At 67.2% G+C, this 19,262-nt stretch carries 14 protein-coding genes; 12 read left to right on the forward strand and 2 right to left on the reverse strand.

Features of this window, described 5'->3' with window-relative positions; all coding sequences use genetic code 11:
* Window positions 1-116: 116 nt before the first annotated feature.
* On the forward strand, window positions 117-7,139 hold the full coding sequence (locus BN1313_RS06645) for a calcium-binding protein (RefSeq protein ID WP_091738117.1): 7,023 nt from the start codon (window positions 117-119) through the stop codon (window positions 7,137-7,139).
* Window positions 7,140-7,268: 129 nt separating this feature from the next.
* On the opposite strand, the gene BN1313_RS06650 is transcribed toward BN1313_RS06645, so the two are convergent.
* Entirely contained in the window at window positions 7,269-9,326 is a 2,058-nt protein-coding gene (locus BN1313_RS06650) for a lytic transglycosylase domain-containing protein (protein ID WP_245620120.1), read from the reverse strand.
* A gap of 185 nt (window positions 9,327-9,511) precedes the next feature.
* Here BN1313_RS06650 and dapA point away from each other — a divergent pair, with 185 nt between their 5' ends.
* The 6 genes from dapA (at window position 9,512) to BN1313_RS06680 (ending at window position 14,382) form a co-directional block, all read left to right on the forward strand.
* Window positions 9,512-10,411 (forward strand): 4-hydroxy-tetrahydrodipicolinate synthase, encoded by a 900-nt coding sequence (dapA, locus tag BN1313_RS06655; protein WP_091738123.1) that lies wholly within the window; start codon window positions 9,512-9,514, stop codon window positions 10,409-10,411.
* Window positions 10,411-10,917, forward strand: a complete 507-nt coding sequence (gene smpB, locus BN1313_RS06660) for an SsrA-binding protein SmpB (RefSeq protein WP_091738126.1) — start codon at window positions 10,411-10,413, stop codon at window positions 10,915-10,917. Before dapA ends, smpB begins: the two co-directional genes overlap by 1 nt.
* Window positions 10,904-11,662: a GNAT family N-acetyltransferase gene (locus BN1313_RS06665; protein ID WP_176695926.1), complete on the forward strand. Its 759-nt coding sequence runs from the start codon at window positions 10,904-10,906 to the stop codon at window positions 11,660-11,662. Before smpB ends, BN1313_RS06665 begins: the two co-directional genes overlap by 14 nt.
* A gap of 81 nt (window positions 11,663-11,743) precedes the next feature.
* On the forward strand, window positions 11,744-12,250 hold the full coding sequence (locus BN1313_RS06670; RefSeq protein WP_091738129.1) for a DUF2271 domain-containing protein: 507 nt from the start codon (window positions 11,744-11,746) through the stop codon (window positions 12,248-12,250).
* An 11-nt stretch (window positions 12,251-12,261) separates the two neighbouring features.
* Complete coding sequence (locus tag BN1313_RS06675) at window positions 12,262-13,140, forward strand: DUF4198 domain-containing protein (RefSeq protein ID WP_091738132.1); 879 nt, start codon at window positions 12,262-12,264, stop codon at window positions 13,138-13,140.
* 57 nt (window positions 13,141-13,197) lie between these two features.
* On the forward strand, window positions 13,198-14,382 hold the full coding sequence (locus BN1313_RS06680; RefSeq protein ID WP_091738135.1) for a L,D-transpeptidase family protein: 1,185 nt from the start codon (window positions 13,198-13,200) through the stop codon (window positions 14,380-14,382).
* Here BN1313_RS06680 and BN1313_RS06685 read toward each other — a convergent pair.
* Window positions 14,379-15,020, reverse strand: a complete 642-nt coding sequence (locus tag BN1313_RS06685; RefSeq protein ID WP_091738137.1) for a uracil-DNA glycosylase — start codon at window positions 15,018-15,020, stop codon at window positions 14,379-14,381. The two genes, BN1313_RS06680 and BN1313_RS06685, sit on opposite strands and share 4 nt — an antisense overlap.
* A 37-nt stretch (window positions 15,021-15,057) precedes the next feature.
* Between BN1313_RS06685 and folK the strand changes: the two genes are divergently transcribed.
* The 5 genes from folK (at window position 15,058) to BN1313_RS06710 (ending at window position 19,144) form a co-directional block, all read left to right on the forward strand.
* On the forward strand, window positions 15,058-15,540 hold the full coding sequence (gene folK, locus BN1313_RS06690) for a 2-amino-4-hydroxy-6-hydroxymethyldihydropteridine diphosphokinase (RefSeq protein ID WP_091738140.1): 483 nt from the start codon (window positions 15,058-15,060) through the stop codon (window positions 15,538-15,540).
* Window positions 15,537-15,842, forward strand: coding sequence for a hypothetical protein (locus BN1313_RS06695; RefSeq protein WP_141653093.1), 306 nt, complete (start codon window positions 15,537-15,539; stop codon window positions 15,840-15,842). The genes folK and BN1313_RS06695 overlap by 4 nt, the downstream gene beginning before the upstream one ends.
* Before the next feature lie 72 nt (window positions 15,843-15,914).
* On the forward strand, window positions 15,915-16,274 hold the full coding sequence (rpoZ, locus tag BN1313_RS06700) for a DNA-directed RNA polymerase subunit omega (protein ID WP_091738146.1): 360 nt from the start codon (window positions 15,915-15,917) through the stop codon (window positions 16,272-16,274).
* 107 nt (window positions 16,275-16,381) lie between these two features.
* Window positions 16,382-18,550, forward strand: coding sequence for a RelA/SpoT family protein (locus tag BN1313_RS06705; protein ID WP_091738149.1), 2,169 nt, complete (start codon window positions 16,382-16,384; stop codon window positions 18,548-18,550).
* 264 nt (window positions 18,551-18,814) lie between these two features.
* Window positions 18,815-19,144 (forward strand): UrcA family protein, encoded by a 330-nt coding sequence (locus tag BN1313_RS06710; protein WP_091738152.1) that lies wholly within the window; start codon window positions 18,815-18,817, stop codon window positions 19,142-19,144.
* Window positions 19,145-19,262 lie beyond the last annotated feature (118 nt).

Genomic DNA, 19,262 nt, shown 5'->3' on the forward strand with positions numbered 1-19,262 from the left:
CATCGTGGCCAAAACATGGCGAAATATTCGACCCTGACATAGACGGTCCAACGGGTGTTCGGCTAAGGACATCTACGGCGTCGAACCCGCTCGTTCGACGTGGGGGAGTACGCGTCATGGTTGATTACACGGGCACGCCGGGGAATGACGTCTTCACCGGCGGTGTGAGCAGCGACAGCGCCCTGGGCGGCGCGGGCGACGACAGCCTCTCGGGCGGTGGCGACACCGATATCCTGGCGGGCGGCGCGGGCGCGGACACCCTCGACGGCGGCGCGGGGAACGACTACCTCTTCAGCGGCGACGTAAATCCAGTCTATTACGGAAGCCCCACCGTCTTCGACACGGGCAATGAAGTCGATGTGCTGCGAGGCGGCGACGGCAGCGACGTCTTGTCCGCCGGATACGGTGATTTTGTCGACGGCGGCGAAGGTGGCGGCCGTCTCTATATCAGCTTCATGGGCGCGCCGGTGGGCGTTGAGGCTGACTTCCATCAGAAGACGCTGACCATTGGCGGCGGAGTCATCACCAACGTAGGCGTGGCCTATGTCCAGGGCAGCAACTTCGCGGATAGGTTCATCTTCGACGACATCTTCGGTTCGACCGCCAGCGACGTCGTCCATGGCATGGGCGGCGACGATATCCTGGTCGCCGGCCGCTCCATCATCAGCATGTTCGGCGGCGCTGGGGATGACTACATCGACGCCCGCCTTGGCCTGTCGGTCTTCACGATCGAGGGCGGCGACGGCGCCGACACGATCTACGCCAACCCCACGGCCCGGGTGAGCGGCGGCGCTGGCGCCGACACGATCTACGGACATGGCTCGATCGACGGCGGCGCCGGCGACGACAAGATCTACCTGCAGGCGAGCGAGTTCAATTTCTGGACCGTTCGCGGCGGCGACGGCGCCGACCTCATCGTCGCCTCGGACATCGGCCACATCATCTATGGCGACGCTGGCGGCGATACGATCATCGGCGGCGCAGCGGCAGACAACCTCTCCGCCGCCGCTAGCGGCTACGACGCCGGCGCTGAGCGCGACAGCCTTTCCGGGGGCGGCGGCAACGACTTCCTGTCCATCGGCTATGGCGATGACGCCGACGGCGGCGCGGGCGTCGACATGTTGCGCCTGTCGCTCGCGGCGGCGACGGCCGGCGTGGATATCGACGCCGCCGTGATCATCACCGGCGCGTCCGTGACCATCGGGGGCGGGGTGATCAGGAATATCGAGACCCTCGTCGGTGTGCAGGGGTCGAACTTCAACGACGTCATTCGGCTTGGCAGCTCGTCGTTCAAACTGCCGGTCGATGGCGCTGGGGGCGACGACCTGGTCATCGGCAAGGCCAGTTCGGTTTCGGTACTCGGCGGCGCGGGCGACGATCGTTTCGTCAGCAGCACCGCTGCTGACACGTTCGACGGCGGCGCCGGTGTTGACGCGATCGACTACTCCAACGCCACGGCGGGGGTTACGGCGAACCTGAAGACAGGCTCGACGTCTGATGGAGACACCTTCTCGACCGTCGAAATTCTGATCGGTTCAAACTTCGCCGACGTCCTCACAGGCGCCGGCACGGGAAGCACCGTCAACGCCGGCGCTGGCGATGACAGGCTGAATCTAAGCAGGGGCGACACGGCGGCGCTTGGGGCTGGCGCCGATGTCGTCGTGGTGGCCTCGCAAAGCCACGCGATCCTCAACCAGATCGCGATCACCGACTGGACCGCGGATGACCGTCTGCAATTCTCGGCCCTGACGGGCGCATACGCCGAGACGACCGCGGCGACCTATAACGAGGCCGTGACCGCGGCCGAGGCGCTTGAGGCCGCTGGCTACAATTTCGTCGCGATCCAAGTCGGCGCAGACGTCTATGTCTTCGGCGAGCCGGTCTCTGACCGCCTCCATTTCGACGCGGTGGTTCGTCTGGTCGGCGTGTCCCTTGATCAGGTGTCGGCCAGCAACATCGGCTTGGCCGGCCCGATCGTAACGCCCACGCCCACGCCCACGCCGGTCCCGACGCCCATACCGCCGGTTAGCTTCGCCGGAACTGCAGGCAATGACAGCTTCGTCGGCGGCGGCGGCCTTGACACGATTCTGGGAGCCGGCGGCGATGACACGCTCGCCGGCGGCCCCGGGCCTGACACTCTTGACGGGGGTGAAGGTTCGGATCGCCTTTACAGCGGCGATATCCCACCGCCCTACAGCTATCCTTACGGGAACAATCCCTACAGCCTGCCGATCCTGGAAACCGGCGCCGAATTCGATGTGCTAAGGGGCGGGCAGGGCAATGACACCCTGTTCGCCGGCTACGGCGACGAGGTGGACGGCGGCGCAGACAACGACACCCTCTACATAAGCTTCATGGGCGCCCCGACGGGGGTGACCGCTGACTTCCGGCTGCCGAGCCAGACGATCGGGGGCGGCCCGATCACCAGCATTGAGTCGGTGGGCTACCTCCAGGGCAGCAATTACGGCGATGCGATCACCCTGGGCGCCGGCGCCGGCTACGCGTCCGGGATGGGCGGCGCTGACACCATCATCGGCGGAAACGGCACACAGGGACTATGGGGCAACGACGGCGACGACCTGCTTGATATGCGCCTTAGCAATTCAGCCGAGTTCGTCGATGGCGGCGAAGGCGATGATACGCTCTACGCATCGCAGGGCGCGGCGCGCGGGGGCGGCGGCGCTGACAAGATTTATGCCCGCGACGCTTCGGGCGGCGCTGGCGACGATGAGATCGTTCTCCAAGCGAACGGCTACAGCAGGGGCATCGGCGGCGAGGGCAAGGATATCATCGTCGCCGCCGCCACGGGCTCCGCCATGGTCGGCGACGCCGGCGCCGACACCCTGACAGGCGGCATGGGCGTCGATACCCTCGTCTCTGCGACAGGCGACGACATGAGCCTTGAGCGCGACGTGCTATCGGGTGGCGGCGAGGCTGACGAACTTTCCGCCGGCTATGGCGACGACGTCGACGGCGGTGCGGGGATCGACACCCTGCGGCTGTCCCTGGGCGGCGCGACGACAGGCCTTGATTTCGACGTGGCGGCGATCAACGCCTCGACGCCGCTTAGCCTCGGCGGCGGGGTGATCCAGAACATCGAGAAACTGGTCTATCTGCGCGGCACAGAATTCGACGATGTCCTTCGGTTGATCAGCGTGCCGATGCTGGTCACGATCGACGGCGGGGCGGGCGACGATGTGATCATCGCCAAGACGACGGTCTCCGTCCGAGGGGGCGCGGGCGACGACCGCTTCGTCAGCAGCCCGGGCGCTGACACGTTCGACGGCGGCGCGGGCGACGACGTCATCGACTATTCCGCGGCGACGACCGGGGTGGTGGTGAACCTGATCACCAATGCGGCGCCCGCAGGCGATGTGCTTCAGAATGTCGAGGGCGTCATCGGTTCGGCCTTCGCCGATACGCTGACAGGCAAGGGCACCGGTCCGGGTTCCACGCTGATTGCGGGCGCCGGCGACGACACCGTCAATCTTCGCCCGGGCGATGTGGCGAGCCTGGGCGAGGGCGCGGACGTGGCCATGGTCCAGTCCAGCTATTACACCAACCCGCCGATCACGATCACCGATTGGGCGGCGGCGGACAAACTCAGGTTCGGCGCGGTGGCTGGGGCTTATGTCGAGTTGACCGCGGCGACCTACGGTGACGCCCTGGTCGCGGCCAAGGCGAAGGCCGCTGCGGGCTACAATTTCGTCGCCGTCCAGGTCAGCGGCGATGTCTACGTCTTTGGCGACCCGATGGCTGGCCGCATGGAATTCAGCGCCACTGTCGTTTTGCAGGGCGCGAACCTGAACACCGTGTCGGCCGACAATGTCGGCATGGTCGGCCCGCTGGTCACGCCCGTGCCGACGCCCACGCCGACGCCCGTGCCGACACCCACACCGACACCGCCGCCCGTGGCCACCACCGGTCCGGACACCCTGACCGGGACAGCGGGCGCCGATGTGCTGGCCGGCATGGCGGGTAATGACCTCCTGAGCGGTCTCGCGGGCGACGACCAGCTCAACGGCGGCGGCGGCGGCGACACGATGATCGGCGGGCCGGGCAACGACGTGTACATCGTCGACGAGCCGGGCGACGTGGTCGTCGAGGCTCCTGGCGAAGGCTATGACCGGGTCGATATCGGCTTCTCGTACAGCTGGAACTACGCACTGACCGACAATGTCGAGGTCGCGCGCGTCGTGCCCGGCACCCGAGCCACGACCATGGCCGGACTGACGGGCAACACCCTGAGCAACACCATGACGGGCCACGATGGGGCCAACACCCTGGATGGCGGCGCCGGAAACGACACCCTCGTCGGCGGCCTGGGCGACGACGTCTATGTCATTGACAGTCTGCAGGACGTGGTGATCGAAGCCGTCAACGGCGGGACTGACCGGGTCGATGTCGCCTTCGGCGGCGTCTATGCTCTGGGCGCCAATATAGAGAACGCCCGTGTTGTGGCGGCGGTCGGCGTGCGGACGGACCTTGTGGGCTCCGACCTAGCCAATGTGATCACTGGCCACGACGGCGCCAACAGCCTGTCCGGAGGCGGGGGTGACGACATCCTGCTACCTGGAGCTATCGACAGCACGACCGCCTTTGACACCGTCGACGGCGGCGCCGGCGATGACACCGTCGAGCTTCGTGGCGCAATGCTCAGCTATGCCATCGAACGGCCGAACGCGACGGACACCACCTTCGTTAACACAGTGACCGGCGAACGCGTTCTGGTGCGTAATATCGAAGTGGTGAAATTCGCAGACGGTGTCCGCGCCATCGGCATGCTGGGCGGCGAAGGCACAGCGGGCGACGATCTCATTGTAGGCACAGCAGGGCCGGACGGTCTGAGCGGCCAGGTTGGCGCCGACACCATCTACGGCGGTGGCGGCGACGATGTGCTCAACGGCGGCGCGGGTGTCGACCGGTTGGTCGGTGGCCTCGGCAATGATCGCTACATCGTCGATAGTCCTCTAGACCTGGTGCTCGAGAACCCGGGGGAGGGCGTCGACCAGATCGACGTGGCGGCCCAGACCGGGGGTGTTTACGTGCTCTCGGCCAATGTCGAGAACGCGCGCATTCAGGCATCCGTGGCCAACCGCGTGGACATCGTCGGCAATGGCCTGGCGAACTATGTTATCGGCCACGACGGTCTGAACAGCATTGATGGGGCAGACGGCGACGATCTTGTCTATGTCGGCCTCGCGGGCCCGCTGGCGTCTGGTGGGTATGATACGGTCGACGGCGGCGCGGGGACCGATACGGTCAAGGTGCTAGGCGCGGCGAGCGCCTACAACATGCGTTACCTGGGCGCCGGGGCGTATGAGGTGGCGCACAAGACCACCGCCGAGCGCGTCATCCTGCGTAACGTCGAATTCTTACAGTTCACCGACCAGAAACTCGCGGTCACGGCCATTCCGGGGCCGACGGCGGGGAACGATAGTCTCTCCGGATCCGGCCTCATCGTTGGCCTGGAGGGCGACGATACTCTGACCGGCGGCGCTGGCGCAGATACGCTCGATGGCGGCTCGGGCGTTGACCGGCTGGTGGGCGGCGGCGGTGCGGATGTTTATATCGTCGACCGGCCCGAAGACGTGGTGATCGCTGGCGATGGTCTCGACCAGGTCCAGGTCGCGTTCACGGCGGGGGGCGCCTATGTGCTCGCGGCGGGCGTCGAGCGGGCGACCGTCGTCAGCGCCCATCTTGCGATCGACCTCACCGGCAACAACTTGGCCAATCTGTTGACTGGCAACAACGCTGCGAACCTGTTGTTGGGTGGCGCTGGCGTGGACACGCTCATCGGCGGCACGGGCGCCGACACCCTCGACGGCGGCGTGGGCGACGATAGTCTGTCCGGCGGTCTTGGCGACGATGTCTACCGGATCACCAACCACCTGGAGGTCGTCGTCGAGGCGGCCGGCGAGGGGTTCGATACGATCGAACTCACCGTAACCGGGCCGATCAGCTACAACACCCCGAACAATGTCGAGAACCTGAGGCTGTTCGGCGCGAACCATCTGGTGCTCGTGGGCAAGGGTAATGCGCTCGCCAACGACATCAGCGGTCACGCCGGTCAGAACGTTCTGGTCGGCCTGGAGGGCGACGATATTCTGCGCCCCGGCGCAACCACGGGTTCCAGCGCGATCGACACCGTCGACGGCGGCGGCGGCGTCGACACGGTCGTCGTGTCCGGGGCCTTGTCGGAATACGTCATCACCAGCTATGGCGGCGGCCAGTTCACCCTGACCAATGTGGCGCGAAGTGAGTTCATCCGCGCTCTTTCGATCGAGTTCATCCAGTTCAGCGATGGCTTGCGACCCAGCGCTGGGTTTGGAACTGGAAGCCCAGGCGCCGACACGCTCAATGGCAGCGCGCTCGGTGACCTGCTGGACGGCGCGGGCGGCGATGATCGTGTGAATGGGCTGGGCGGCGCCGACTATCTGGCCGGCGGATCGGGCAATGACACGCTGGATGGCGGCGCCGAGGCCGACACGATGGTGGGCGGCCAGGGTGATGATTTTTACCTCGTCGACACCTTCAGCTGGAATACGGAGGTTCCGCGCGATGTCGTCACCGAGTCCTCGGGCGAAGGGCTGGACACTATCGAACTCAGGGCAGGCTCCCCCGGCGATGACTTCTACCTGCCCGATAATGTCGAGAACCTGCAGGTCGCCGCCGGTTTCGGTGGCGGGCCGGCCGTCCATGGGAACGCCCTGGGCAACCTCCTGACCGGCAACGAAGGAGACAACGCGCTTCATGGCGGCGCTGGCGGAGACTCCGTCATCGGCGGCCTCGGCGCCGACACCTTGTCTGGTGGGGAGGGCGTGGATCTGCTGACCGGCGGCGCCGGCGCGGACCGGTTCCAACTGTCCGGCCAGGGTCTCGATGTGATCTCCGACTTCAACCCAACGGACGACACGATCGAACTGCACCTCGGTGTCGCCATCGCCGGCGGCGATGCGGCTTTCCGGATCGGATACAACGCGACATGGGCGCAGGACGCCACGCAACGCATCCTCTACGACTACGCTACGGGTTTTCTGCGTTACGACCCAGATGGGACGGGTTTCGCGCCGTCCGTCGTGATCGGCGTTCTTTCAAACTATGCGATTCTGACGGTGGCCGACTTTGTCGTCGTCTGATCGCGTGCTCAGGTTGTTGCGGGCGCGAGCACAATCACCGGAACCTCCGGCGAAGTCACCCGGACTGGGGGCGCTGGCGTCCAGCTGTCGTCGCTGACAGCCGGTTCGATCTACGAAGTTGCTAGCGCCTCACGCCCCTGCCGGCCGCGCGTACACATAGCCGCCGCGCCGCAGGTCCTGGCTCAGGGTGATGGGCGCCGCGCCGCCGGCGAGCTTGGCGCGGTACACGGTCATGCCTTCCATGACGCGCATCACATAGTTCCGGGTCTCCGAGAACGGGATGCATTCGATGAAGTCGAGCGGGTCGGCCGTACTGGTGCGCGGGTCGCCGCAGAAGCTCGCCCATTGCGGGGGCCGGCCGGGACCGGCGTTGTAGCCGGCGATGGCCATGACGTAGGAGCCGCTGAAATTGCCAACCAGCTGGCCGAGGAAGCTCGAGCCCAGGCGCATGTTGTAGTCCGGCTCGTCGAGCAGGCCGGCTGAGTAGCTGACGCCCATCTTGCGTGCGACTGAGGCGGCCGTGGCCGGCATGAGCTGCATCATGCCGCGGGCGCCGACGCCGGAACGTACAAGGGGATCAAATCCGCTTTCCTGGCGGGTTATGCCCAACACCAGGGCCGGTTCCGGGGCGCCCGTCACGCCCGGCGGAGTCACCGTCGGATAGCCGCGGTCGGGCAGGATGAAGCCGCGTTGGGCTGCGGCGCGCACCACCCTCATGGAGGTGTCCTGGTCGCCGTAGCCGCGGGCGAGGTCCACCAGCAGGGCTTGATCCTCGACGGTGGGCAAGGTGTCGTCGAGCGCCAGGACAAACAGGCGATAGAGATCGCGCTGGCCCATTTGGTAGAGCAGCCGCGCCGCGCGCACCGGCTCGCGCGCCTCGAACCGGGCCCGATGGCCAGCGCTGATCTGCGGATCGCGGCCGAGGTTCAGCGGCTGGCCGAGGCGTTCGGCGGCCAGCTGGCCGTAGAAGACGGTCGGGAACTGCGCGGCCTGAGCGTAGAAGGTTTGGGCCGCGATCGGATCGCGTTGCGCCTCGGCCGTGCGTCCCAGCCAGTAGAGGGCGCGGCCCCGCGTGATCGGCGAGGTCCCGATCCGCTCGATAGCGGCGAAGTGGCGCTCGGCGCGGTTCGGATCCTGCAGCTTCGTCAGCGCGATCCAGCCGGCGTAGAACTCGGCCTCGGTGGCGTCGGAGCCTTCCTTCAGGCCAGTGTCGGCGGCGGCCAGATAGGCGCTGCGCGCATCGCCGTTACGCAAGGACGACAACACCAGACGGTAGCGTTCGTCCCAGACCCGATCCGCCTGCTCCGGCGTGGCGATCTCGCGCGGGAAGGACGCCAGCTGGGCGAGCGCCAAGCTGTCCAAACCCTTTCGGCGCATGAAGGCCGCCCGCTCAAAGGCGACACCGGATTCGCCGGCCACGCTGGCGGGGAGCGCCGCGACCTGGGCGTTAGCGTCGGACGCTTCCGTGCGCAAAGCGATGCGGGCCAGCGCGGCGGCCTGCTGATCGGCGGGCAGCAACGGGATCATCTCGCGCGCCGCGGGGCCCTGTTGGCCGTAGAGCAGGACGTCAGCGCGCCGGACGTGATCCTCCTGGCTCAGCATGTCGGCGAAGCGGGTCAGCATGGCGCGCTGGGTGTCAGCCTCGAAACTCTTACCCCGCCACCAGGCGCGGATCAGTTTCTGGGCGTCATGGCTGCGGCCGCTGGCGCGCTGGGCCGAGGCGAGCGCCATGGCGCCTTGGGCGGTGACGGGCTCGTCGCGACCGAACCAATCGAGCACCTGGCGCGGGGTGAGGCCTGACGTTTCGATCAGCTTTTCGGCGGCCATGCGCCGTCGCGCGGCGCGCGGCCAGCCCTGCAGGTCGCGCACGGCTTGGTCGACCTCGTAGAAGCTCAGGGATTCAGCGCGGGCGTCGACCAGGCTCCATAGGGCCAACTTGCGCGCGGTGGGATCGGTGATCTGCGCCATGGCGGTGCGCGCCGTGGCCATGTCGCCGCGCTTGCCGGCGTCCATCGCCGCGCGCAGCTGGGCCGAATCAAGGGCGCTGAGACTGGGCGCCGCCACGTAGGCGCCGGAAGCAATCTGCGGCGCGGCCTGCGCAGGCTGTTGCACGCCCCAGCCCGGATAGAGCTCAGCGCTCGGCTGCGCCTCGGCCAGCGTGCCGGCCAGCACGGCGAGCGTGGCCAACAAGAGCGCCTTCCGAGCCTTCGACGACATTGAACCCCCAAACTCCCGCATCCGGGATCAAGCAACAGAATCAACGCGGGCGTTGCGGTGGACACCCCTGCGGCCATATTGTCCGGCCAACTCCGCTCCGCACCCTAAGAAGCGGCTCATTCACGGCTTTTTGCAGACCCCGGCTTTTCGCGAACATGTCAGACCCTTTGTTCAAGGGCGTGCTCACCGCCCTTGTCACTCCCTTCTCCGGCGACGCTGTTGATGAGGATACCTTCGTCCGGCTCGTCGAGCGGCAGATTACCGCCGGTGTTCATGGGCTTGTGCCCGTGGGCACCACCGGCGAGACGGCCACGCTCAGCCACGACGAACATCGCAAGGTGGTCGAGTTGTGCGTGCAGGCCGCCGCCGGCCGCGTTCCTGTGATCGCCGGGGCCGGGTCCAACGCGACCGCCGAGGCCATCGAGCTGGTCCGCCACGCCAAGACGGTCGGCGCCGACGCCGCGCTCGTCGTCACGCCTTACTATAACCGGCCGAGCCAGGAGGGCCTCTACGCCCACTTCCGGGCGATCAACGATGCGGTCCAACTGCCGGTCGTGATCTATAACGTGCCGGCTCGCACCAGCGTCGACATCTCCAATGAGACGCTGGCGCGGCTGTCGGAACTTCCCAACATCCTCGGCATCAAGGACGCCACGGGCGACATGGTGCGCGCCTCGCAACAGCGGCTGATGTGCGGGGCCGACTGGCTGATGCTCACCGGCGATGATCCGACGGGCCTAGGCTATGTCGCCCACGGCGGCCACGGTTGCATCTCTGTAACGTCGAACGTCGCCCCGGCGGAATGCGCGGCCTTCTATAACGACCTCATGGCCGGCCGCTGGACCGAGGCGCTCGCCTGGCAAGATCGGCTGGTCCGCCTGCACAAGGCGTTGTTCGCCGACGCCTCGCCGTCGCCGTCGAAGTTCGCTATGGCGCATCTCGGCCTATGCTCAGAAGAGGTGCGCCTGCCCATCGTGCCGACGAGCGAGGCCGCCCGCTCCGAAGTGCTGGCCGCCATGCGCGACGCCGGCCTCATTCAGCAGCAAGCGGCCTGATGGCTACGCCGCCCATCAAGCCACCGCCCAAGAAGGAGACGGTCAATCCCTCGGCGGGCAAGCTGATCGCCGAGAACCGTCGCGCGCGCTTCGACTACTTCCTGGAGGACAACCTGGAGGCGGGCATCTCGTTGACGGGTTCTGAGGTGAAAGCCCTGCGCAACGGCCGCGCCAACATCGCCGAGAGCTATGCGGCGGTGGAGGGCAATCAGGTGGTGCTGGTCAACGCCGACATCCCGCCCTACGCCCAGGCTGGCCGCTTCAACCACGAGCCGCGCCGGCCGCGGAAGCTTCTGCTCCATCGCAAGCAACTCGATCGCCTGATCGGCGCCGTGCAGCGCGAGGGCAGGACCATCATCCCGACCCGGCTGTATTGGAACGACAAGGGCATGGCCAAGCTCGAGATCGCCTTGGCCAAGGGCAAGAAGAACCACGACAAGCGCGAGACCGAGGCCGCTCGCGACTGGCAGCGCGACAAGGCGCGGCTGATGCGTGACCGCGGCTGACCTGACCGCCGCAGACATCGAAGCGATCGAGCGGGCCACAGTCGCCGCCGTCGCCCCGCGTCGTCTGGTCGAGGCTGACGGCTGGCTGATTCCCTTGGATGACGGCGCGATCGGCCGGGCCAAGAGCGCCGCGCCGCTTTTCCACGCCGCTTCGCCAGGCATGATCGACGCTATTGAGGCGGTCTACGCGGGCGCGCGCCTGCCGCCCGCCTTCCGCCTGGCCGACGACAATGGCTTGGCTGCGGTGCGCGCCACCCTGGAGGCGCGGGGTTATGCGCCCAGTCGCCCGACGCTGGTCATGATCGGCGACGCTGTCGCTTTGGCAGCGCATCACGCCGAGGCCGCCGAACTTCTTACGGCGCCGGATGCCGCGTGGGCGGCGGTGTTCAGCGGCGAAGGCTTTGATCCCGCTGACGGCGCGAGTCGCGCCGCGGCGCTGGCCCGGGCGCCGGATGCGTTGTTCGGACAGGTGGAGGGCGTGGGCGGCCCGGTCGCCGTGGGCGTGGTTAACTTCGGCCATGGCTGGGCGGCGATCAGCGGCCTGCGAACGAACCTCGCCGACCGGGGCAAGGGGTACGCCAGCCGCATCCTGGCCGCCTTCGGTCGCGCGGCCCAAGACCGCGGCGTCGAGCGCATTTTCCTGCAGGTTGAGGCGCACAACACGGCGCGCGCCCTCTACGGGCGTGCAGGGTTTGGAGATGGCTGGACCTATCGCTACTGGACGATGCCGAAGGAACACGGCTGAGCGACGCCATAGCGCTTGTAACTGCAACGCGTTCTCATCTATGTGGGTCGCAATGGCTCTCGCCCGACCCAAGGCATATTCATGAAGCGTTCCATTTCCGCATTGACCCTGGCCGCCGCGGGCGCCGCGGGCGCCGCGCCGGCTTTCGCAGCTGATCTCAAGGTCACCTATGATGTGCCGCGTATTCCAGTCGCGGAATACCATGCGCCCTACGTCGTGGTGTGGATTGAGAATACCGCCACGGGCGAGGCCGCAGGCACGCTGTCGCTGCGCTTCCGGCCAAACCATGAGAAGTGGTTGAAAGACATGCGCCAGTGGTGGCGCAAGGCGGGTCGCGCGCAGGGCGCCGACCTGGCCGGCGTCACCGGCCCGACCCGTGCGCCCGGCGTGCAGGATATGACGTTCAGCGGCGCCAAGAGCCCGCTGAAGGAGCTGAAACCCGGTCAGTACAGCCTGGTGGTCGAGGCCGCCCGTGAGGGTGGGGGCCACGAATCCGTCCGCGTGCCCTTCACCTGGGGCAGGGCCGGCCGGCCGGCGACGGCCAAGGGCGCAGCTGAGCTCGGCGTCGTCACCGTGGCCGTGAAGTGAAGGGGATCTCCATGCGCGCGCTCAAATCCCGCCTGGTCGCCAGCGCCCTAGGGTTGGCTCTCTTGGCCCCGGCCATCGCCCAGGCCGCCCATAGCTGGGTCCTGCCGTCGACCACGATCCTTTCCGGCGGCAACGCTTGGGTGACTTTTGATGCGGCGACTTCCGACGAGCTCTACTTTCCGAACCTGCGGCCCCTCCTGCTGAACACCCTGACGGTGCTCGATTCCGACGGCCAACCGGTCGAACCCGTCAATGCGTCGGCCGGTCGCCTGCGCGCGACGATCGACGTCCAGTTGACCAAGCCCGGCACCTACAAGGTCGCCTCGACTTCGACCACCGTTCTGGCGAGCTGGACCGAAGCGGGCGTTGTGAAACGCTTCCGCGGCGCCGGCGATGAGTTCGCGAAGCAGGTTCCGGCCGACGCAGCCGACCTGAAGACAATCCGCACGGTCAATCGCAATGAGACCTTCGTTACCCGCGACAATCCGACGACCACGGTCTTCAAGACTACGGGGCAGGGTCTCGAGCTCGAGCCCATCACCCATCCCTCCGATGTGATCGTTGGCGAGGAGGCGAGCTTCCGGCTGATCCTGGATGGCAAGCCCGCAAGCGGCCTTGAGGTCAGCTTCATGCGTGGCGGCGATCACTGGAAGGTCCGCCCCACCGAGATCAAGCGAAAGACCGGCGCCGACGGCCTCGTCACCGTCACCTTGCCGGAAGGCGGCGTCTGGCTGCTGAGCGCCGGATACCGCACGGGCGAGAACGGCCGCGGCGGTCCCCCGCCGGGCGGTCCACGCCCGCCGGGATCGCCCGCGCCGCCGGCCCAGCCCCTGGCGGGCGACGGCTACATGGCGAACTACAGCGCCACGATTGAAGCGCAGTTGCCCTAAGGCCGCGCTTTCACGCGCCGCGCACAACCAAGTCGGTGATTCGTGCGTTGGCTCAGGATGACGCATCAGACCGCCATCCTGAGCCCCCGCCCGCGCGGCCTCCTTCTCAGCCTTCTCGCCATTGTCGCGGGGCCGCTTCTTCTCGGATTGGCGGCCTGCGGCGGCGACGGCGCGACCAAGCTGTCGCGCAGCGACGCCGCCTACGCCGTCGAGGTGCTGGAGCGCGCGCCGGAGCATGGCTTCGCGACGGGCTCCTTCAACATCGCGGCGGTGAAGCAGGCGCGCGAGGACCGCGACCCGCAGGCCGAGGCGATGCTGCACGCCGCCTTGGCGGACTACGCGCGCGCCCAGCACGGCCTACTCATCCCGGCCAAGTCGCGCCCGGCGGCCTGGGGCATGAAGCCCGCCGCCTATGACGCTGAGCCGGCATTGGACAGCGCCATCGCGGGCAAGACGTTCCGCGCCTGGCTGGACGAGCAGCCGCCCACGAGCGGGCTCTACATCGCTCTGCAGAAGGCCTATGTCGCCGCCCGCGACGGCGGACGTGCGGCGGAAGCGGCGACGCTCCGCGCCAACCTGGAGCGCGTCCGTTGGCTGCCCCGCACGGACGAAGCGACCCGCGTCGATGTGAATATCGCCAGCGCCACCATGACCTATTTCGTCGACGGCCGACCGCAGATCACCATGCGCACCGCCTCAGGCAAGCCGGGCGACGAGACGCCGATCCTGACGTCCAGCATCGACCACATCGTGCTGAACCCACCGTGGAACGTGCCGGACGGCATAGCCAATGAGGAGCTGCGGCCGAAAGGCGGCGCCTATCTGGCGGCCAATAACTTCACTACCAAGGAAGACGGCCGGTTGATGCAAAAGCCAGGCCCGAACAGCGCCCTGGGCCTGGTGAAGTTCGACTTCGACAACCCCTACGCGGTCTACCTGCACGACACGCCCTCCAAGGCCGCCTTCGGCCGCGACGACCGCGCCGTAAGCCACGGCTGTGTGCGCCTGGAACGTGCGATGGACCTGGCCGGCGTGCTGTTGGCCACCCGCGCTGGCTGGACGCCGGAACAACTCGGCGAGGCCATGGCCAAGGGCGAGACCAAGACGGTGAAGCTGGACCAGCCCGTACCTGTACGCCTGCTATACCTCACCGCCGTACCCAACGGCGGCGCCGTCACCTTCCTGGAGGACGTCTACGGCTGGGACGCTCAGGTGCTGGAGCGGATGGATCGCAGGGCCTAGGCGTCAATCAGAACCCGCGCGCGCTCGAACACCGCACGGAACATCTCCGGCGTCAGGCGGCCGGTGTTCGTGTTCAGGCGCGAGCAGTGATAGCTGTTCAGAATAGTATACTGGCCGGCTTGGAACTCTGAGCCGTGGCCGGGAACACCTGCGGAAGCCTTCAGGCCCAGGGCGCGCATCACATTGCGGCGCGACACGTCGCCCAGGGTGACGATGACCTTCAGCCGCGGCAGGGCGGCGATCCGCGCGGCCAGGAAGGGACGGCAGTTGGCCTCCTCCGAGGTTTCAGGCTTGTTGCCCGGCGGGGCGCAGCGCACGGCGTTGGAAATGATGCAGTCCCTGAGGGTCAGGCTGTCATCGGGTCGGGCTTCATAGACGCCTTCCGCGAAGCCGGTCGCGAGCAGGGTCTCGTAGAGGAGCACGCCTGCGCCATCGCCGGTGAACGGCCGGCCGGTTCGGTTGGCGCCCGTGCGCCCCGGCGCGAGGCCCGCAACCATCAGGCGGGCGTTCAAATCGCCAAAGGAGGCGACAGCGCCGTTGAACCAGTCCGGATTGGCCATGACGTTCGCCTTGCGGTAGGCGACCAGCCTGGGGCACAGGGGGCAATCTTTCGGTGCTTCGGCAGGAGCAGAGATCATTTCCGCCCCATACCCGGATTCCGAGCTCGACGGCGCCGTGATCGTGGCGCTTGGGGGCAACTTGCCCGGCGACTACGCGTCCTGCGAAGATCTACTGGAAGTCGCCATCGCGCGGTTGCCGGCGGCGGGCCTGGTGGTGCGAGCGCGCTCGCGCTGGTGGCGTTCCGCCGCCTGGCCTGACCCCAGCGCCCCGCAGTATCGTAATGGGGTAGCCTTAATCGAAACTCGCGAAGACCCGCTCGCCGTCTGGGCGACGCTGGCCGCCGTCGAGGTCGAGTTTCGCCGCGAACGCTCGGTCCGCAACGCGCCTCGCACCCTGGACCTCGACCTGATCGCTCACGGACGCGTCGTGCTGGACGGGCCTGGCCTGATCCTTCCCCATCCGCGCGCCGAGGACCGGCTGTTCGTCATGGGCCCACTCGCCGAGATCGCCCCAGGGTGGCGCCATCCGGTCACGGGCCGGACCGCCACCGAGGCCGCCAAAACGGCGTCTGTCGGTGTTGATGCGAGGCCAGTTTGAGTTTGCCGGACCTGCCCGCCTGGCTTTGGGTCATGCTGGGCGCCGAGGCGGCGATTCTTGGCGGCCTGACCTGGCGCTTTGGCCTGCGCGGCCTGGGCTGGGGCGCGCTCGGCGCCTGCGCCTTCTGGTTCGTCCTGAGCCTTGGCGCATCCTTCCTGGTCAGCCGCCTCGAGGGCGGCCGGCCAGGGAACCTTACGCCTGGCGCGCTCCTGGCGATGGCCAGGCTTGGCCTGCTGGCCGCGCCCCTTAGCGCGGTCGCTGCGACCGCCGGCCTGATCGTGCGACGCTATCGTCAGCCCTGAGCTGTCTGCGGCGTTGCGAAAGGCGGCGCAAACCTCTATTTTAGCCAGTTCTATCCCCCGCCCGAGGACTCCATGGCTCGCGTCACTGTCGAAGACTGCATCGAAAAGGTCCCCAACCGCTTCAGCCTGGTGCTGCTGGCGGCCCATCGCGCCCGCGGCATCGCCGGCGGCGCACCGATCCTGCTCGATCGCGACAACGACAAGAACCCGGTCGTGTCCCTGCGCGAGATCGCAGATGATCTGATCGACGCCGATGAACTGCGTGAAGGCCTGATCGGCACGCTGCAGCGCGTCGACGAGCGCTCCGAAGCCGAGGAAGAGGCGGAAACCCTGGCCCTGCTGGCCGACCCGACGCACATGCAGATGAGCGAACTTGAGCTGGTTCGCGCCCTGCAGAGCGATCGCGATGGCGGTCAGGAAGAGCGCTACTGAGCCTCGACAGCCCAGACGCTGCGACGACTAAGGCGGCGGCCACTACCGCCGCCATTCCGCTGAAGGACGCGCAGGGTTCCACCACCAGCGCGTCGAAGCGGCCGAAGATGCTTCGGCAATTTGAGCTGATCGAGAAGGTCCGCTCCTACGACCCCACCGCCGACGAGTCGCTGCTTAACCGCGCTTACGTCTATGCGATGCGCGCCCACGGGGCGCAGAAGCGCGCCTCGGGCGACCCCTACTTCGCCCACCCGATTGAGGTGGCCGGCATCCTCACCGACTATCGGATGGACACCGCCAGCGTCGTGACGGCGCTGCTGCACGATGTCATCGAGGATACGCCGACGACGCGCGAGGAGATCGACCAGCTCTTCGGCGAAGAGGTCGGCGAACTGGTCGAGGGCGTCACCAAGCTATCGAAGCTGGAGCTTTCCTCAGAACACCTGCGTCAGGCTGAGAACCTGCGGAAGTTCATCCTGGCGATCAGCCGTGATGTGCGGGTGTTGATGGTTAAGCTGGCCGACCGCCTGCACAACATGCGGACGCTGCAGTACATCCCGGCGGTCGCCAAGCGCGAGCGGATCGCCCGTGAGACGCTCGACATCTATGCGCCGCTGGCGCGATCGATCGGTGTGCACCGGATCTGTTCGGAGCTTGAGGAGCTCGCCTTCGAGCATCTCAATCCCGTCGCCCGCGACGCCATCGGACGGCGGCTGGAAACGTTGCGCGCCCAGCAGGGCGGGGCGGTCAGTCTTGTCTCTGGCGAAATCGCCACGCGGCTGGAGACGGCGGGTATTCCAGCCCGGGTCTATGGCCGCGAAAAGAACCCTTACTCGATCTGGCGAAAGCTGCAGCGCAAGTCGATCGGCTTCTCTCAGCTGTCGGACATCTACGCTTTCCGGGTGATCACCGACACCGAGGACGATTGCTACCGTGCGCTCGGCGTCATTCACCGCAGCTGGCCCAGTGTGCCCGAGCGGTTCAAAGACTTCATCTCTACGCCCAAGCGCAACAACTACCGCTCGCTGCACACGACAGTGGTGGGGCCCAAGGGCATGCGCATCGAGATGCAGATCCGCACCGAGTCCATGGACCAGGTGGCCGAGGAGGGCGTCGCCGCCCACTGGCGTTACAAGGATAAGTCCTACGGCTTTGACCTGGACCACCAGCGCGCCGCCGGCGGCCGCGATCCCCTCGTCAATCTGCGTCACCTCGTTCAGGTTCTGGAGCACGGCGGCGACGCTGAGGAGCTGGTCGAGCACGCCAAGCTCGAGATGTTCCTCGACCAGACTTTCGTTTTCACGCCGAAGGGCCAGCTGATCAGCCTCCCCAGCGGCGCCATGCCGCTGGACTTCGCCTACGCCCTGCACACCGATGTCGGCGACACCTGCATCGGGGCGAAGATCAACGGCGAGCTCAAGCCGCTTCGCACGCCGCTGCAGAACGGCGACGTGGTCGAGGTGATCCGCGCGGCCAAGCCGGTGACGCCGCAGGACTGGCGCTCGCTGACCGTGACCGGCCGCGCCCGCTCGGCGATCCGCCGCCATATCCGCCAAAGCGAGCGGGAGGAGTTCATCCGCCTGGGTCGCGGCAGCGTGGAACAGGCCCTGGCCTCGGCCGGCAAGGATCGCAAGGACGTCAGCCTGCGGCCGGCGCTCGACCGTTTCGCGGCGGCCAGCGAAGACGATTTGTTCGAGGCGGTCGGCCGCGGCCGGGTAACGCCGTCCCAGCTGATCGAAGCGATCTTCCCGGGCCTGAAGCCGGCCGAGCGGGAAGCCGCCGCTGCGCGCCGCCGCATCGAGGACGGCAAGGGCGCCCGGCTCTATGTCCGTGGCGGCGGCCTCACGCCCGGCGTCACGATCCACTTCGCCCATTGCTGTTCGCCGGTCCCGGGCGACCGGATCGTCGGCATCCTGGAGCCGGAGAGCCGCGGCCTGACCGTCCACACCATCGACTGCGACCGCCTGGCCGAATTCGAAGACAGCGAAGAACTGTGGCGCGACCTGCATTGGACGCCGGAGGCGGAACGCAACTCCATCGCCCGCGCCCGGTTGACGGCGACGATCCGCAACACGCCAGGTGTCCTGGGTCAGGTTTGCACCCTTATCGGCGAGGCCGGTGGCAACATCGTCGGCATGCGGATGCATCAGCGTCAGCAGGACTTCTGCGACGTCGAGCTTGATGTCGATGTCAGCGACGCCCGCCACCTGACTCACATCGCGGCGGCCCTACGCGCAAACCCCAGTGTCGAAACTGTGGATCGCATAAAAAACTAGCAAAATTCCGAGCGTTCGGCGCCTCGATGTTTGGCAAATCCGTCGCGCTACCCGCTAATCCCTGAAATTTCGCCGTGTATTCGCCGGATTTACGCGTGTGCGTCAGTTACGTGCGGTTTCTCTAGGCGTCTGTTCTTAGGCTGGTCTATAAAACACACAGCAAGCGGTGCCTGACGAGGAATCTCGCGGTCTGCGCTGGCCGAACGATCAATCAAAGCGGGCGCGCTCCTCCACCCCGGCGCAGCCCGAAAGGGAGCAATCACAATGAAGATTCTGGGTCTCTGCGCCGTTGCCGCCCTGCTCGCCGCGCCTGCCGCCGTGCAAGCCGCCGACCAGACCGTCCACATCGCCGTGCGTCACGGCGACCTCAATCTCTCCAACCCGGCCGACGCGGCCCGCATGATGCAGCGCCTGGACAAGGCCTCGCTCAGCGCGTGCGGCGCCTCGTCGTTCAGCCTGCGCGAAGTGCGCGAGGCGACCCGTCGCGACGACTGCTATCAAGCGGGCCTGAACCGCGCCGTGGCCGACCTGAACGCCCCGCTGGTGACCGCGATCCTGCGCGACCACACGAGCCTGCAGGTCGCCTCGCGCTAAGCCATCGACCTTTTCGAGCTTCTCGCCGCCCGCCTGAGCGATCAGGCGGGCGGTTTGCATTTCGGCGCCTTTTGTTTTCGGGCCGGCTTTCGGCGAGTCGCCGGACGGGTTATCTGGC

Source organism: Phenylobacterium immobile (ATCC 35973) (genome assembly GCF_001375595.1).
Classification (GTDB): domain Bacteria; phylum Pseudomonadota; class Alphaproteobacteria; order Caulobacterales; family Caulobacteraceae; genus Phenylobacterium; species Phenylobacterium immobile.